This is a genomic window from uncultured Dialister sp. (assembly GCF_900541605.1).
GTDB lineage: Bacteria > Bacillota > Negativicutes > Veillonellales > Dialisteraceae > Dialister.
The window spans coordinates 1-16,159 of sequence record NZ_UQKJ01000036.1; the positions used below are offsets into that span (position 1 = coordinate 1).

Annotated in this window: 11 protein-coding genes and 2 riboswitches; of the genes, 9 read left to right on the forward strand and 2 right to left on the reverse strand. The window is 51.9% G+C overall.

All coding sequences use genetic code 11. The annotated features are described in order from the left end of the window. Positions 1-127 precede the first annotated feature (127 nt). On the reverse strand, positions 128-379 hold the full coding sequence (locus QZR21_RS03970) for a hypothetical protein (RefSeq protein WP_296973887.1): 252 nt from the start codon (positions 377-379) through the stop codon (positions 128-130). A gap of 50 nt (positions 380-429) precedes the next feature. Beyond that, on the reverse strand, positions 430-1,143 hold the full coding sequence (locus QZR21_RS03975; protein WP_296973889.1) for a hypothetical protein: 714 nt from the start codon (positions 1,141-1,143) through the stop codon (positions 430-432). A 766-nt stretch (positions 1,144-1,909) separates the two neighbouring features. Then, positions 1,910-2,013, forward strand: a riboswitch (glycine riboswitch). A 115-nt stretch (positions 2,014-2,128) separates the two neighbouring features. Between QZR21_RS03975 and QZR21_RS03980 the strand changes: the two genes are divergently transcribed. From QZR21_RS03980 to QZR21_RS04020, 9 genes are all read left to right on the forward strand, one after another. After that, entirely contained in the window at positions 2,129-3,580 is a 1,452-nt protein-coding gene (locus QZR21_RS03980) for a sodium:alanine symporter family protein (protein ID WP_296098732.1), read from the forward strand. Between the two features lie 788 nt (positions 3,581-4,368). Beyond that, the gene (locus tag QZR21_RS03985) at positions 4,369-5,565 is read left to right on the forward strand and encodes a dicarboxylate/amino acid:cation symporter (protein ID WP_296098734.1); all 1,197 of its coding nucleotides are present in this window, start codon (positions 4,369-4,371) and stop codon (positions 5,563-5,565) included. Between the two features lie 176 nt (positions 5,566-5,741). Then, positions 5,742-5,846, forward strand: a riboswitch (glycine riboswitch). A gap of 3 nt (positions 5,847-5,849) precedes the next feature. Beyond that, positions 5,850-6,029 carry a hypothetical protein gene (locus tag QZR21_RS03990; protein ID WP_296098736.1) on the forward strand — a complete coding sequence of 60 codons (180 nt, stop codon included), beginning with the start codon at positions 5,850-5,852 and terminating at the stop codon, positions 6,027-6,029. Positions 6,030-6,078: 49 nt separating this feature from the next. After that, complete coding sequence (locus QZR21_RS03995) at positions 6,079-7,470, forward strand: sodium:alanine symporter family protein (RefSeq protein ID WP_296098739.1); 1,392 nt, start codon at positions 6,079-6,081, stop codon at positions 7,468-7,470. Positions 7,471-8,238: 768 nt separating this feature from the next. Further along, positions 8,239-8,691, forward strand: a complete 453-nt coding sequence (locus tag QZR21_RS04000; RefSeq protein WP_296098741.1) for a DUF1934 domain-containing protein — start codon at positions 8,239-8,241, stop codon at positions 8,689-8,691. Continuing rightward, positions 8,670-10,337: an arginine--tRNA ligase gene (argS, locus tag QZR21_RS04005; RefSeq protein WP_296098744.1), complete on the forward strand. Its 1,668-nt coding sequence runs from the start codon at positions 8,670-8,672 to the stop codon at positions 10,335-10,337. Before QZR21_RS04000 ends, argS begins: the two co-directional genes overlap by 22 nt. A 465-nt stretch (positions 10,338-10,802) precedes the next feature. Beyond that, positions 10,803-12,419: a CTP synthase gene (locus tag QZR21_RS04010; protein ID WP_296098751.1), complete on the forward strand. Its 1,617-nt coding sequence runs from the start codon at positions 10,803-10,805 to the stop codon at positions 12,417-12,419. A 962-nt stretch (positions 12,420-13,381) separates the two neighbouring features. Further along, a complete protein-coding gene (locus QZR21_RS04015; protein ID WP_296098753.1) occupies positions 13,382-14,656 on the forward strand; it encodes a hypothetical protein in 1,275 nt (424 codons plus the stop codon). 270 nt (positions 14,657-14,926) lie between these two features. Beyond that, positions 14,927-15,865, forward strand: a complete 939-nt coding sequence (locus QZR21_RS04020; RefSeq protein ID WP_296973897.1) for a metallophosphoesterase — start codon at positions 14,927-14,929, stop codon at positions 15,863-15,865. The last annotated feature ends 294 nt before the right edge of the window (positions 15,866-16,159 follow it).

Below are 16,159 nucleotides of genomic sequence, written 5' to 3' on the forward strand. Positions count from 1 at the left end.
GAGGCAAACCTGCACAGGCGCCTATAATGGCACCAATGCGTGGTAGTCTCAAGGGAAACGTGAGCGTGTGCCCCCCCTATGGGGTCCGAACTACACTTTTAATTGTGTCCTTGACAAGGGGGCCAGTTCAGGTAGCGGCGCATAATTCATATAGCGCCGCAAATTTTAGATATAGTTTATCACTTGTATTGCGTATTATAGTTTGCTGGGAAAGGGTAAAAATATATTCCTTACCTGTTTTACGAGGATTTCCTTCATAAAAGTGAAACAGGAAATAAGCCGGAATAAAAATATTTTCAAAAAGCATCAGCAAAGTAAATTTAAAAATGGCGGCGCTTTTAAACTTTGTGCGCCGCCACCACCACTCCTCATTCCTCATTCCTAACTCCTCATTCCTGACTGTAAAAAGACTGCTTTCGCAGTCTTTTCTCAGGCAAAATGGTCATACAGTTTTCTGACGGACTCGATATCCTTCATCCGGAAAGGAGAGAGGAAATGGGTGAGGGAGCCCACGACACGGTGGCGGGTGAGGAAGTGCCGGGCCTCTTCGATGGTTTCCTTACCGCCATTCTCGAAATATCCCCGTTCCAAAGCATCGATGCGCCCTTTTTCCTCATCGAAATTCTCCCGGTAAATCCCCTGGAGAAGCAGGAGAAAGTCCACTGCCTTCTGCTCTTTCCGGTCCTTCACGTACAGCCGGTTTTCCCAGTCCAGGAACGTGAGCTTGCCGTCCCGAAATGTGATATCCCGAAGCGCCGGGCGGCCGTGAATGATGTCATCCCTGTGCAGGGCGGCCAGGGCAGCACCGGTCTGTTCCAGAATTTCTTCTTTCTCTTCTTCCCTTCGTTTGGAAGTAAGAATATTCTTCAGGGTAGGTCCCCCGTCCAGGGTGACCATGTAGGTCGGTTCCAGCAGTACGATTTTCGGTACCAGTTCCGGGTGCTTTTCCCCGGCAATGGTGATGCGGGCGATTTCATAGTAGAATTCCTTTTCCACCGAATATTTGACCAGCTGGTTCCGGCCATTGCCCAGTTTCCGCTTGATCCAGTATTTCTCTCCGTCCATGGCGAAATCAAGGATCCGGCGGCTCGGGTTTTCCCGGATCACCGCCTCCGCCAGGCGCTGGGTTTTGTATTCATCCATATGTCTGTCCTCACGTAATGTGTATATCAATCAAGCCGTTTATTTTTTATTTAACCTATTGTAACAGAAATGTAAAAACTATGTAAGGGGGAGGGCAAACGTTGGTAGAATTCCCATTTTAGCTGCGAAAGTTCTGGACGATAGCTGGGAATTAGGAATGAGGAATTAGGAATGAGGAATGGTGGTGCGGCGCATCAAATGATATGGCGCCGCGAGTTTGTACGGACCTTCTGATTCTGATGGATAGAATTGCTCCTGCAGGGGTCTCCCGCTTCCAGCTGCTGGCTTCCGGAAAGGCTCAACGGCCTATGGAATAAATAACAGGCGGAAATAACCGTTGGAAAGTACCGCAGGCTGATCAGTTTTCCAAACTGCTGGAGGCTAGAGACTCCGTGCTGATGACACTGCCCGCCAGTATGCTGACCAGCGGCGCAGCCGCGGGACCTCAACTCTCAACTCTCAATTCTCAAATCTTAGCCCCAAGCGGCTGAGTCCTTCCCTCCTTCATCTATGCGTAAAATGGATAAAAAGAGAGGAAATCCATGAAAAACAGATATAAATAAACATATTGCAATTTTTCTGAATCAGTGTATAATTTGGTTAAATCATTTTTCCGTGGGAATTCAGACAAAGCGGAAGTGATGGAGAAATGTATGGGAAACCATACCATACCGGTGGATGATGTATGCTGAAAAATGACAGTCACAGGGCTGTCTGCCGAAGGAGTAACACTATCAGGCGTTCAGGAGAACACGAAACTGCATACGGACACAACTCTGGAGAGTCCCATTCAATTGGGAGCCGAAGGTGTAAAGGGATTTCACCCGTAGAAATCTCGAATCTCTCAGGCAAAAGGACAGGGCTGGCACATGGGTAACTCCCGTGTTTTCTGTTACAAGTAAACGCCAGCATCAGTCCTAGTAAGGCTGAGTGCGGCGGTTTTTTGTTTATAAGAACAAGTACGGGAAACAAGGGAGACATGATTATGGACATGGCGGCAATCAATCAACTTGTAGGTACCATTGACGGGTTCGTATGGGGACCTGTCATGCTTTGCCTTCTCGTGGGCACGGGCATTTATATGACCGTAAGCCTTCATTTTCTCACCTGGCGGAACCTGCCTTACGCATTAAAGAGCGTCTTCTGCCACGATTCCCGGACCACTTCCAAGGGAAGCGGCGACGTATCTCCTTTCTCTGCTCTCATGACAGCATTGGCTGCTACCATCGGTACCGGTAACATCGTCGGCGTGGCAACGGCCATGTTTGCCGGCGGCCCCGGTGCCCTGGTATGGATGTGGCTGTCCGCCTGCTTCGGACTGTCCACGAAATTCTCTGAATGCATGCTGGGCTTCAAGTACCGGGAAGTGAATGCGAAGGGCGAAATGAAAGGCGGCCCCATGTTCACCATGAAGAACGGCTTCAAGAACCATAGAGCCGGTGTCATCATGGGCACACTCTTTGCTTTCTTCGCCGTCATTGCCTCCTTCGGCATCGGCAATATGACCCAGGCGAACTCCATCAGTACTGCCATCAATACCACCTTCGGCGTATCGAACACCGTGGTAGGCGCGGTACTCACCGTTATGACCCTGGCAGTCATCGTAGGCGGCATCACTTCCATTTCCAAAGTTTCTTCCGTTGTAGTTCCTGGCATGGCTGCTTTCTATATCCTCGCCGGCCTGGCCTGCATCGCTATTAACTATGAGAACATTCCTCACGGCCTCTACCTCATCATTATGATGGCCTTTGATCCTTCCGCTGTAGAAGGCGGCGTTGTGGGTACCATTACCGTTTCCGTCATGAATGCGGTTCGTTTCGGCGTAGCCCGCGGCTGCTTCTCCAACGAAGCCGGCCTCGGCTCCGCAGCTATTTCTGCAGCTGCTTCCACCACGGACCGTCCGGCCCGTCAGGGTTACATTTCCATGACCGGTACCTTCATCGATACCATCATCGTATGCTCCATCACCGGCCTCACCATTGCTTCTTCCGGCGTCCTCGGCACACTGGGTGCTGACGGCAAGCCGCTTACCGGTGTAGGTCTTACCATGGCTGCCTTCTCCACCCATCTGGGAACTCTCGGCACCTACATCGTTTCCATCGGCATCATTCTCTTCGCTTACTCCACCATCCTCGGCTGGGAATACAACGGCGAAAAAGCCTGGGAATACCTCTGGGGCACCCATAAGTACAACATCATTTACCGGGTAGTCTTCTCCCTGGTGGTCTTCGTAGGCGCCACCCAGACCCTGGACCTGGTATGGAACCTTTCCGATATTGCCAATGCCCTCATGGCTATCCCGAACCTGATTTCCATCCTCGTTCTTTCCCCGGTTATTAAAGAAGAAGTCTTCTCCTTCCAGAAAGTCATCCAGAAGGAAAAAGCAGCAAAAAAAGCAGTCGCTGCAGAAGCTGCTGATGATTCTGCAAGAATCTGATTTTCCCTTACCTGAAACGGCATCCTCCGGGATGCCGTTTTTGAGTGGGCCTGTTCCCAGCCACATATTTTCCGAGAAACTTTTGACTGCTTAATGAGAAATGAGGAATGAGGAATGGCGGCGCGGTGCATCAAAATGATTGGGCGCCGCAAATGATAAGAATCAGTTAACCGCAGGCGACTGAGGTGGTACATTTGCCGCGAAGCGGCTGGCAATCTCAAGGCCCCATCCGTTCACACGCCGGTCGACCGCACAATCGCCGCAGGATGGATTGCCGCATAGCGGCTGATCAGCTTTCCTGAAAGCTAACAGCTAGCAGCTAGGGAAGCGCTGATTAATTCGCAGAGTCAGATTTTATAAGGATTTTTATGCACTGCTTCGTCATAACTCTCCTTAAATAGCTCGCTATTCGCGTCGAGTTATTCCTCGCATTGCATAAAAATCCAAGAATAAAATCTGACAACGATTTAATCAGTGCTTCCCTAGAAGCTCCACGCGAATGACTCTATCCGCCAGTATGCTAACCAGCGGCTAAGCCGTGGAACCTCAACTCTCAACTCTCAAATCTCAAATCTCAACTCTATCTTTTAGGCTTCTTTCTATTGATAACCAAAATACACCATTTTCATGAATTATAATTCAGACGTTATACTTACCATAATTTATTGATTATTTGATTTTGATATATATAGAATTGTATGGATACTTCAGTAAAACTATTGGTTATTTGCTATGAATATACTATAATAAAATAAACACTTTGGGTGTATTTCAAGGGAGGGCAAGATATGAATCTGTCTGTGCAAATTTTTATTTCCCTGGTCCTGTCCGTGGTTGTGGGACTGGTCCTGGGAGACGGAGCGGCGGCTCCGGTGAAAATGTGGATCGCCCCTATCGGCTCCATCTTTATTAACCTCATCAAAATGATGATTGTCCCCGTCGTTTTCTGTTCCCTGGTGGTAGGCATGACCTCCATGGGGGATATGAAGAAACTGGGACGCATTGGTATCAAGACCCTGTGCCTTTACCTGGTGACAACGGCCATTGCCATCGTCATCGGCTTCGTAGTGGCGGGCTTCATCCATCCCGGTATCGGCATGTCTATGCCCATGGATGCAGCGGCACCGAAGGTGAAAGAAGCGCCCAGCATTATGCAGGTCTTTGTAAACATGGTCCCGGCCAATCCTATCGCTTCCATGGCGAAGGCGGACATCCTGCCGGTCATTATCTTTGCCCTGTTCTGGGGCGCCGGTATCATTGCAGTCGGCGGGAAGCGGGCGGAAATCCAGATTTCCTTCTTTGATTCCTGCGCAGAAGTCTGCTACAAGATCATCGGCATGGTCATGAAGACAGCGCCCATCGGCGTATTCTGCCTCCTCCTTCCGGTGGTGGTCCAGAATGGCCCGAAGGTACTTCTGCCGCTTCTGTCGGTCATCCTCTGCATGGCCATCGGCAGCGTCATCCATGCGGTCTGTGTCTATTCTTCCCTGGCCGGTGTATCTGCCCACATGAGCCCCATTACGTTCTTCCGGGGCATGTCGGAAGCCATGGCCATCGCTTTCACCACCTGCAGCTCCGCCGGCACCCTTCCGGTAAACATGCAGAATGTGCAGACGAAACTGGGCGTGAAACGAGATATCGCTTCCTTCGTACTGCCCCTGGGCGCCACCATCAATATGGATGGCACCGCCCTGTACATGGGCATCTGCTCCCTGTTCATTGCCAATGTCTTTGGTATTGACCTCACGGCCCACCAGATGATGATGATCGTACTCACCGGTACCCTGGCATCCATCGGCACCGCCGGCGTCCCCGGCGCAGGGCTCATCATGCTGGCCATGGTACTCCAGTCCGTAGGCCTTCCTATGGAAGGGCTGGCCCTGGTAGCCGGCATAGACAGGGTGCTCGATATGTTCCGTACCTGCCTCAATATCACCGGCGATGCGGCTGTGGCAGTCACCGTGAATGCTACGGAAAAGGATTGATAAGTATATACTTTTTATCATAAACTAATCATAGAAGGCTATTGTTTATTTCAAAAGGTTAGTTTATAATAACCTTAACTTCATAAGTGGATGATGCATGCGGAAAAAGGCCGGATTCATGGGCCTGCCGAAGGAGTAACACTATCAGGCGTTCGAAAGAACACGAAACTGCATGCGGACAGAACTCTGGAGAGCCCCGGGCCGTTCCCGGGCGCCGAAGGTGCACAGGCAGGGGAATTCCCCGGCTGTAATCTCTCAGGCAAAAGGACAGAGCCGAGCGGTGATTGAAAATCAATGACCGCCGGCTCTGTTTTGTTTTTCAGGGCCGGCGGTTTTTTGGCGGGAAAAGAGGAGAGTCTCTCCTGTCCCGGTTCCAGGGAATGGCTGATGGCTGGAAAGTAAAGAGCTGCATCAGCGATTCCCTGGCAGCCAGGACCATGGCTGTCCTCTTTACCACCTGGTAGAGGATCTTTTGGAGAAGGGAAAAGATCCGGGAAGATGGGAGGAATGTATATGTTAGTAGATGTATTGAATCAGATTGACAGCATCGTATGGGGGCCATGGCTCCTGATTCTGCTGGTGGGCACCGGGGTATACCTGTCCTGCCGGCTGGGATTCCTGCAGGTCATGAAACTGCCGAGGGCTCTGAAACTCATATTCTTTGCCCGGAATAAGGGGGACGGCGATATCGATTCCTTTAAGGCCCTCTGTACGGCACTGGCTGCTACGGTAGGTACCGGTAACATTGTAGGCGTAGCAACGGCCATCAAGCTCGGCGGCCCGGGTGCCCTGTTCTGGATGTGGCTGGCCGCATTCTTCGGCATGGCTACCAAGTTCTCCGAAGGCTGCCTGGCCGTGAAATTCCGGCAGGTAGATGCGGACGGCAACATCGCCGGTGGTCCTATGTACTACATCGAAATGGGGCTCGGCAAGAAATGGAAACCACTGGCTGTGGCCTTTGCTCTCTTCGGTATTATGACCGCCATGCTGGGCAGCGGCACCACCACCCAGATGAATGCCATTACCTCTTCCATCTATGCGGGCTTCGGCGTATCCACCTATATTTCCTGCGCCATCATCACCATTCTTGTGGCCATTATCACCTTCGGCGGACTGCAGTCCATTTCCAAGACCGCTTCTAAAATCGTGCCGGCGATGGCTGTCATTTACTTTGTCGTTACCGTTATTTTCCTTGCACTCAATGCCTCTGAACTGCCCCATGCGATATCGGAAGTGCTGACCGGTGCCTTCAATGGTACCGCCGCAGCCGGCGGCTTTGCAGGAGCCGGCATCATGCTGACTCTCCGGAGCGGCATTGCCCGGGGTCTTTATTCCAATGAATCCGGCCTGGGCTCCGCGCCTATCGTAGCGGCTGCTGCCAAGACCAAGTGGCCGGCGGAACAGGGACTGATTTCCATGACCGGTACCTTCATCGATACCATCATCATCTGCACACTCACCGGACTCACCATTATCGTATCCGGCGTATGGACCGGCACCACCAACGGTGCGGAAATGACACAGGCTGCCTTCGCTACCACCTACGGAAGCCTGGCGCCCTTCATTCTTACCATTTCCCTTACCCTCTTCGCCTTCACCACCATCATCGGCTGGAACTACTACGGTGAACGGTGCTGGGAATACCTCTTCGGTACAAAGACCATTCCCATTTACCGTATCGGCTACATCATCATCCTGGCATCCGCCGTTTTCCTCAAACTGGAAGCCATCTGGTCCCTGGCGGATATCGTGAACGGCCTCATGGCCATCCCGAACCTCATTGCCCTTTTGGGCCTGTCCGGCGTCATCACGGCGGAGACGAAGAAGTACTTCAACCACCTTACCATCCGGGATGCGAAACTGAAAGCCTACAAAGCCCGGAGACTGGCATCGAAGGCCAAGTAAGCCTATAGGGTATATATAGTAAAAATAAATAAAGAGAGCTACCCGTCAAGGATGGCTCTTTTATATGATGGGGTTGGGGCGCTGAAGGATAGAGTCATTCGAGTGGGGCTTCTAGCTTCTAGCTGCTGGCAATCAGGAAAGCCGGTCAGCCGCTGCACAGGAAAGATCGGGGATGAGATCGAGATCAACATATTCCACCGTAATGCGGCCCATATAAACCCGTCATTTCAACCGGTGGTAAGGGGAGGTGTGAATATACCGGCAAAAATCGCTAAAGCATAGAGGAGTGGAGAAATCTTTCTTGCTTTTGGGGACACAGAGGTTTTCAAAGGGAAGAGGGAGAATAAAGAACGAGGCTGAGATTGAGACCGAGGTATTTCACCGCGAAGCGGCAGAAGGAGTCTGCCGTCTGACCGTCTGCCCACCTGATGTCTCCGGATGGACCGACCGCTATTCAGACATGTCTGATTCCCGCCGCAGGCTGATCCACTCAAGGCTATAACTCTAACCATCAGCATGCCAATGCGCCGCAGGCTGGTCAGTTTTCCTGAAAGCTAGCCGCTAATAGCTAAAAGCCCCGCTCGAATGACTCTATCCGCAAGCACAGGAATCTACTATTTCCTTGCCCCCTTCTTCTCTTCCGTGCTATAATTAACAGTATTGTATTTTCATGGATTTCCACCGAGAAAAAGGGGATTTCTATGATATAATGAAAAGTAATATTGGGGAAAACGCAGTGCGTTTCTCCGGAAGCAGGGAGGCGAGCGGTTGGAAAAACATGTCATTATCAGTGTGACCTCGCTGCAGCGGGACGAGAACGGGAAGGACGAGAAAATTTCCCTGGAAACTCCGGGCATTTACGGAGAAGAGGGGGACATGAAGTACGTCACGTACCAGGAAACGAAGCTGGCCGGCATGGAAGGCACCACCACCACCCTTCGCATGTATGGAGACCATGTGAACCTGATCCGGGAAGGAAATTTCCTGCAGAACCAGGAATACCGGATGGGGAAGAAGTCAGTATCCAGGTATGAGACCCCCATGGGCGTCCTGAAAGTCACCGTGGTGACGAGGGAAATCGAAAATTCCATCACCGCCGGGAACGGGCGCATGCGCCTGTCCTACGATGTGGAACTGGAAGGTCTCTTTACCCATTTGAATGAAATTATTGTAGATGTGCGGGAGGATCCGGAGTATTCATGGAAGTCAGAGAAGAACTGAAAGAAATCATTGAAAAAGCAAAGGATGCGGCAGTGGCAGCCGGCGAACTGCCGGAAGGCGACTACGCTCCTGTACAGCGGCTGGAAGTGCCGAAGGAAAAGGAATTCGGCGATTATTCCACCAATGCCGCCATGCAGTGGGCAAGGACAGCCCACAAAGCACCCCGGCAGATTGCTGCGGCCGTGGTGAAACATATTGATACCCCCCTGGTTACCCGTATGGATATTGCGGGCGCCGGATTTATCAATTTCTTCCTGGCCCGGGATACGGTGTACCAGGAACTGAAGAATATCCTGGCCGCTGGTCCTTCCTACGGAGACCTGCCGAAGACACAGAAAGACCGGTTCCTGGTGGAATACGTTTCCGCCAACCCCACCGGGCCCCTCCATATCGGTCATGCCCGGGGAGCCGCCTACGGCTCTGCCCTGGTGAACCTGCTCCGGGCAGCGGGATATGACGTATTCTCCGAATACTACGTGAACGATGCAGGCAACCAGATCGACCACCTGGCAGAATCCATCAACGCCCGGTACCTCCAGCTGAACGGTATCGATGCGGAAATCCCGGAAGATGGCTACCACGGCCAGGACATCATCGACACCGCCCGGCATATCATGGAAAAGGACGGCAAGAAATACCTGGACATGGATGAAAAGGAACGGCTTTCCATTTTCAAGGAACTGGGACTGAAGGAAAAGCTGGCAGCCCTGAAGAAAGACCTCCACGACTTCAACGTGGACTTTGATAACTGGTTCTCCGAAAAATCCCTGTACCCGGACCAGGTAAATGCAGCCCTGAAGGTGCTGAAAGACGAAGACAATATGTATGAAAAGGACGGTGCCCTGTGGCTCCGGACCACGAAGAACGGCGACGACAAGGACCGTGTGGTCATCCGGACCAATGGCGTGCCCACCTACTTCTGCTCCGATATTGCCTACGTAGGCAATAAGATCCGCCGGGGCTACAACAAGCTCATCGATATCTGGGGCGCCGACCATCACGGATACATTATCCGCCTGAAGACGGCCATGAAATTCCTGGGCTACAACCCCGATGATTTCGAAGTCATGCTTCTCCAAATGGTGACCCTCCTCCGGGACGGACAGCCGGTGAAGATGTCCAAGCGTACCGGCCAGGCCGTGACCCTGCGGGAACTTATGGATGAAGTAGGTACCGATGCAGCCCGTTACTTCTTCTGCGCCAGGACCCTGGATTCCCAGATGGACTTCGATATCGATCTGGCAAAGAAACATTCCAATGAAAATCCTGTCTACTACATCCAGTATGCCAATGCCCGTATCCACAGCCTGTTCCGTCAGGCAAAGGAAGCCGGCGTAGCATGGGATGGAAAGTTTGAAAATACCGATTTCACAGCCCTGAAGGAAGAATGCGAACTGGACCTCATCAAAAAGATGGAAAATTACCACCAGCTCGTGGCAGGGGCCGCAGCAGAAAGGGCACCCCAGCGCATTGCGAAATACGCCTATGAACTGGCAGCCCTGTTCCACCATTTCTACAGGGAATGCCGCATCCTCGGCGTAGGGGACAACCTGACCCAGGCAAGACTGGGACTCATCACTGCGGTACAGTACATCCTGGTCCATGCCCTCACCATCCTCGGCATCTCCGCTCCGGAACACATGTGAGGTAGCAGCCATAAGGGCTTGTATGTTATATGACTAAACGGATTTTAATGAGGAATGAGGAATGAAGGTGCGGCGCACAATTCATAGAGCGCCGCGAAATTTAATAATTTTTCAAAGTACTGATTAAGTGATTCTTAAATTGGCAGAAAAATTATTAAATGCATGCTATTCTACGAATTGACGCATCATACGACCATTCCTTGCTCCTGACCAATAGCTATATAGTCTGCCTGAATAATGGAGATATATTTAAGTTTGCGGTGCAATATAATTTGTGCGCCGCACCACCATTCCTCATTCCTAATTCTTGGTTTCATCTATGATTCCTTGTCCAGTAGAGTTCGTAACCAATTTGTTTTGAGAAAGCACTGCAAATGGATACAAAATTGCCGCCATATAATTTGACGCGGCATACCACCATTCCTCATTCCTAATTCCTCATTCCTAATTTTATAAGGAGGTCCCATGACTAAATACATCTTCGTAACCGGCGGCGTTGTTTCTTCCCTGGGCAAAGGCATTACAGCCGCATCCCTCGGCAGACTTCTGAAGAACCGGGGATACAAAGTCACCATCCAGAAATTTGATCCGTACATCAATATCGACCCCGGTACCATGAGTCCTTACCAGCACGGCGAAGTCTTCGTCACCGACGACGGCGCTGAAACGGACCTGGACCTTGGCCACTATGAACGGTTCATCGATGAAAACCTGTCCAAGGCTTCCAACGTCACCACCGGCAAAATTTACCAGTCCGTCATCAATAAGGAAAGAAAAGGCGAATACCTGGGCTCCACCATCCAGGTCATCCCCCATATTACGAATGAAATCAAGGACCGGGTCCTCCGGGTCGGCCGCAACGACAATGCGGATATCGTAATCACCGAAATCGGCGGCACCGTAGGGGATATCGAATCCCTGCCATTCCTGGAAGCCATCCGCCAGGTCAAGAAGGATGTGCCGAATCGGAATGACGTACTCTATATCCACGTCACCCTGGTACCCTACATCGAAGCAGCGGACGAACTGAAGTCCAAGCCCACCCAGCACTCGGTGAAGGAACTCCGTTCCATCGGCATCCAGCCGGACATCATCGTATGCCGTACGGTGAAGGCCCTGCCGGACGACATGAAGAGAAAGATTGCCCTCTTCTGCGATGTGGAACCGGAAGCCGTCATCAATAACCTCACCGCCAGAAGCATTTATGAAGTGCCGCTCCTCCTCCAGGAAGAAGGCCTCGACCGCATCGCCCTGGAAAAACTGGGCCTCGATGACAGCCCCTGCGACATGAAGGACTGGAAAGCCATGGTGAACCGCATCCTCTCCGCTGACAAGGAAGTGGACATCGCCCTGGTGGGCAAGTACGTGGAACTCCACGATGCTTACCTCTCCGTGGTAGAAGCCCTGTCCCATGCAGGCTACGCCTTCGGCACGAAGGTGAAGATCCACTGGATCAATTCGGAAGTACTGGAAGAAGAAAAACCGGACCTCCGGGAAGTCTTCAAAGGCATCGATGGCATCGTAGTACCGGGAGGCTTCGGCTACCGGGGCGTGGAAGGCAAGATCGACACCATCCGCTATGCCCGGACCAACGGCGTCCCCTTCCTGGGACTGTGCCTCGGCATGCAGTGCGCGGTCATCGAATTTGCCCGTGACGTATGCGGCATGAAAGACGCAAACTCCACAGAATTTGATGAAGAAACTCCGTATCCGGTGATCGACCTCATGCCAGACCAGGAAGATGTCACTGAAAAAGGCGGCACCATGCGCCTTGGCATTTACCCCTGCAAACTGGCAGAAGGCTCCAAAGCCCGGGAGCTTTACGGCGGACAGGAAATCGTATACGAACGTCATCGTCATAGATACGAAGTATCCAATGCCCTCCGTCCGGAACTGGAAAAAGCAGGTCTCTCCATCTGCGGCACCAGCCCCGATGGCCGCCTCGTAGAAACCATCGAACTGAAGGATCATCCCTACTTCGAAGCTACCCAGGCCCATCCGGAATTCAAGAGCCGCCCGAACCGTCCGCATCCCCTGTTTGTAGGACTGGTGAAAGCAGCCATTGAACACCATAAGGGATAAGAAAGACAAAAAAGCACCGCTTCGGCGGTGCTTTTATCGTGCTGCTGATGGATAGAGTCATTCGAGCGGGGGCTGCTAGCTGTTAGCTGTTAGCTTTTAGCTGTCAGGAAAGCTCTACAGCCTACGGCACGAATGACTGACGGAAATATCTGGTGGGAAGCGCCGCAGGCTAACCTGCTTTATTAACGCTAGTGTCATCTAAAGCATATTTGTGTTAATGATTGACGTTGACCTGAGCGTTATATAATTTGGTATCTTACCGATTATCGATATTAATTGCTGTAGACTCTGCACCCAAATCGTCATCTCGAGCGGTGGTAAGTACCGTAATGATAGAAAACAGAAAAATCGAAAGTGAGAGAGAGTCGAGAGATCTCTCAGAGAAATGCCTCTAACGGTCTTACAATGCCGACAACGGTTGAAAAGTCCTGTATTCCCAAATATTTGGTGGGAAGCGCCGCAGGCGAATCAGTCTTCCTGACAGCTAACAGCTGGAAGTTAGAAGCCCCATGGGAGTGACTCCAACCATCAGCATACCAATCCGCCGCGAAGCGGCTTAAAGAGCCTGGCATCTGAAGTCTGACCGTTTGACGTCTTCAGCAGAGTGACGCTATCCACCAAAGCGTTCCCCCTTGGAGATGAATGTCCTGCATAGGACATTCAAGTTTGGCATAAATAAGGCGCTTAGCCTGCCCATTAAGGCGCCTTCCTTTTAAGCTAAACGGGGGACGGCCAAAGGCCGGGGGATGGATAGCCGCGAAGCGGCAGAACCTCAATTCTCTTACCTCAAATCTCAATTCTTCCTTTTTGCCGCAGGCTGACCAGCTCAATGCTCAAGGCAAAAGGCTCAAGGCTCGTGACTCTGACCCTTATTCATGCATTTCCGCTAACCCACTCCCACCTGTTTCTGGTGTATAATAAAAGAAATTTCCTTTCATTTTCCTCGAAGGAAGGTGACCTTCATGCACGATGAACAGATGGGAGAGCAGAAAATACAGATTGCGCGGATCCTTTTGGAACGCATGAGCCGCCGGTTCTATCCCCTGGCCTGCCGGAGTTTTACTGACACCGGCAGCACCATAGATGCGGCCCTGTTTGCCCTTTTCCGGAAGAAGGGACTTCCCTTCGCCGAGAGCAGGAAGGTGAGGAACAGCATCGTCCGAAAGTACGTCCATTTCCGGCTGGAGCTGGCATCCCTGGTGGTGAAGGAAGACAGCCGTCAGAACCCCTTCCTCGAAAGCACCATGAAGGATAACCTGGACTTTGACATTACCCGGTCCTTCAGCGAAGAATTCGATGGGGTGCGGAAGGCGCTGCTCCCATTCCGGCCGCCCTTTACTATGACCGGAGCGGAAGTGATCCCTCTCCTGTCCCTCCTTTCCGGGGAAACCGGGACAAATCTTTCTCCCCTGGCCGACGATTTCACAAAGGAAACGAAGGGATACCTGGAAAAGGTGAAAGAAGAAAGCCACCGTTTCATGGAGGCCCTTTCATTCTGTGATCCCCGGTTCCATGACACCACGAAGACAGAGCTGCCCTTCCTTCTGAAGCAGTGCATCTGTGAAAACCTGGGCATGGAGCAGGGAGGTCTGGTGGTGGAAAGCGCCCAGATTCTCATGCCCCTCACAGAAGTGACGCCCTTTATTGCCAGGAAAGAACTGACCCCCGGCGGCGCCCGGTTCTTCTACCATTACCTTCTCTTCCGGGCCCTCATGGTTTCCTTCTTTGCTTCCTATATGTGGCAGGACAGGAAGCTGAAGGATCCGGTGTACCTGGGTATCCTGAAAAGCCGGCCCATGGTGCGGCTCATCCGGGCAGGAAAGGCCATCCATTTCCTGCGGGAGGAAGACCTGCCCCTGTCCCAGCGGCTGTACCTGAAGATGCATATGTTCATGCGGCAGTGGGCCATATTTGACCCGAAAAATGAAAAGGCCTGGTACCGGTACTACCCGAATTTCACCAGCTACATCACAGACCGCATGGAAGATGAGCATTTCGAAGATCGGATCAATGGGCTCCTTGATGAATTCTGCCATACCGATGATTTTGTCCTGTCCGAACGGGACCGGAATTTCCTCATCCAGGAGACCGCAGCCTTCATCAATACATCCTGCCGCACCATGTACTTCGCCTACGGCATCGGCTTCCGGAAGCCGGAAGATTTCATTGCCTCCCAGTGGAAGGAGCACACAAAGAATCCCTTGCTGAAGGGAATGAAGAAAATCTTCGGATTGTGAGAAAGGATAGAACTGCTAATGGGCAGAGTCATTCGTGCGGGGGCTTCTAGCTATTAGCTGTCAGGAAAGCTGGTCAGCCTACGGCACGAATGACTGATGGGAATATCGGAAGGAAAGCGCCGCAGGCGAATCAGTTTTCCTGACAGCTAGCTGCTAGAAGCCAGGAGCCCCATGCGAATGACTCTACACGTCAGCAGCTCTATCCGCGGCGAAGCTGCTGGTCATCTCAAGGTCCCTGCTTTTACATTTTTCCCTTGAAAGGAATTCCCCATGTTTCGTAAACTTCTCTGCCTGTCCCTCGCTTGCTGCTGCCTGGCCTTTGCCGGCTGCGGTGGGGCTCCTGCTTCTTCGTCCGGCAAGGACTATGAACGGATTGTGGTGGTATCTGATCTCCATTATCCCACGAAAGCGACGGCTGAAGATAAACGGCAGGCCATCCTGGACAATAAGGAAAAGGCCCGGCAGGACATAAACGGCTGGAAAGACGTGGACCTCACCGTATTTACGGGGGACATGGTGGCCCAGTACGGCTCCATGGACCAGATGAAGGAAGCCAAAAATTTCATGGATGGCTTCTCAGGGGATAAAGTCTATATCGCCGGCAACCATGAGCTCTTCTATAAGGAAGAACTGAAAAACGGGAAACCCGTCATGGCGGATCCCGCACTCCGGGCGGCCCATGAAGACAATTTCCAGAAAGTCTTCGGTCCTCTCCACAGCACAAAGGAAATGGGGAAGTACTTCCTCATTTTCCTGTCTCCCGAAGATACGAAGGGAAAGTATCCCGTGGAAATGTCGAAAGAAGAACTGGACTGGCTCACAAAGACGCTGAAAGAAAACCAGTCGAAGCCCACCATTATCTTTTACCACGCTCCGCTCTCGGATACCCTCATTCCCTACAACGACAAAGTAGGAAGCCCCCGGAACTTTGCCCAGCCCGCAGGGGCCATTGACCTCCTGCTCCTCACAAATCCCCAGGTGAAACTCTGGGTTTCCGGCCATACCCATACGCCCCCCACGCAGCCGTCCTTCAATAATGAGGTGAACTACTATCACGGAAAAATCCTGGATGTCTACAACCCCACCTGGGACGGCAAACAGGTATGGACCAATTCCATCTATCTCTACAGGGATAAAATCGTCATCAAGACCTGGGACCACAAAAAGGGAGAATGGATGGACAAAATGACGAGGACCATTACGTTGTAGTGGGGATGGGGCATCTGCAGTCTGGCATGTTGCTGGATAGAGTCATTTGTGCGGAGGCTTCTAGCTGCTAGAAAACCCGGTTTGCCTGCGGCGCTTTCCATTAGCTAACCTCCGTCGCCTGCGGCGCCACCTCCTTCCCGAGGAAGGAGGCTTTCAGCAGCTGCGCCGCTACTCCATCTGACACTTACCGAATATCGTCATCTCGAGCGGTGGCAGCATGCTATGTGAACATACGGTTAAAAATCGCTACAGCTTCGATGAGTCGAGAGATCTCTCAGATTAATGACTATGACG

What these genes read in the sequence shown, in the direction of transcription:
- QZR21_RS03970 (WP_296973887.1), bottom strand. Translation starts at nt 379, where the DNA reads ATGAGGAATGAGGAGTGGTGGTGGCGGCGCACAAAGTTTAAAAGCGCC.
- QZR21_RS03975 (WP_296973889.1), bottom strand. Translation starts at nt 1,143, where the DNA reads ATGGATGAATACAAAACCCAGCGCCTGGCGGAGGCGGTGATCCGGGAA.
- QZR21_RS03980 (WP_296098732.1), top strand. Translation starts at nt 2,129, where the DNA reads ATGGACATGGCGGCAATCAATCAACTTGTAGGTACCATTGACGGGTTC.
- QZR21_RS03985 (WP_296098734.1), top strand. Translation starts at nt 4,369, where the DNA reads ATGAATCTGTCTGTGCAAATTTTTATTTCCCTGGTCCTGTCCGTGGTT.
- QZR21_RS03995 (WP_296098739.1), top strand. Translation starts at nt 6,079, where the DNA reads ATGTTAGTAGATGTATTGAATCAGATTGACAGCATCGTATGGGGGCCA.
- argS (WP_296098744.1), top strand. Translation starts at nt 8,670, where the DNA reads ATGGAAGTCAGAGAAGAACTGAAAGAAATCATTGAAAAAGCAAAGGAT.
- QZR21_RS04010 (WP_296098751.1), top strand. Translation starts at nt 10,803, where the DNA reads ATGACTAAATACATCTTCGTAACCGGCGGCGTTGTTTCTTCCCTGGGC.
- QZR21_RS04015 (WP_296098753.1), top strand. Translation starts at nt 13,382, where the DNA reads ATGCACGATGAACAGATGGGAGAGCAGAAAATACAGATTGCGCGGATC.
- QZR21_RS04020 (WP_296973897.1), top strand. Translation starts at nt 14,927, where the DNA reads ATGTTTCGTAAACTTCTCTGCCTGTCCCTCGCTTGCTGCTGCCTGGCC.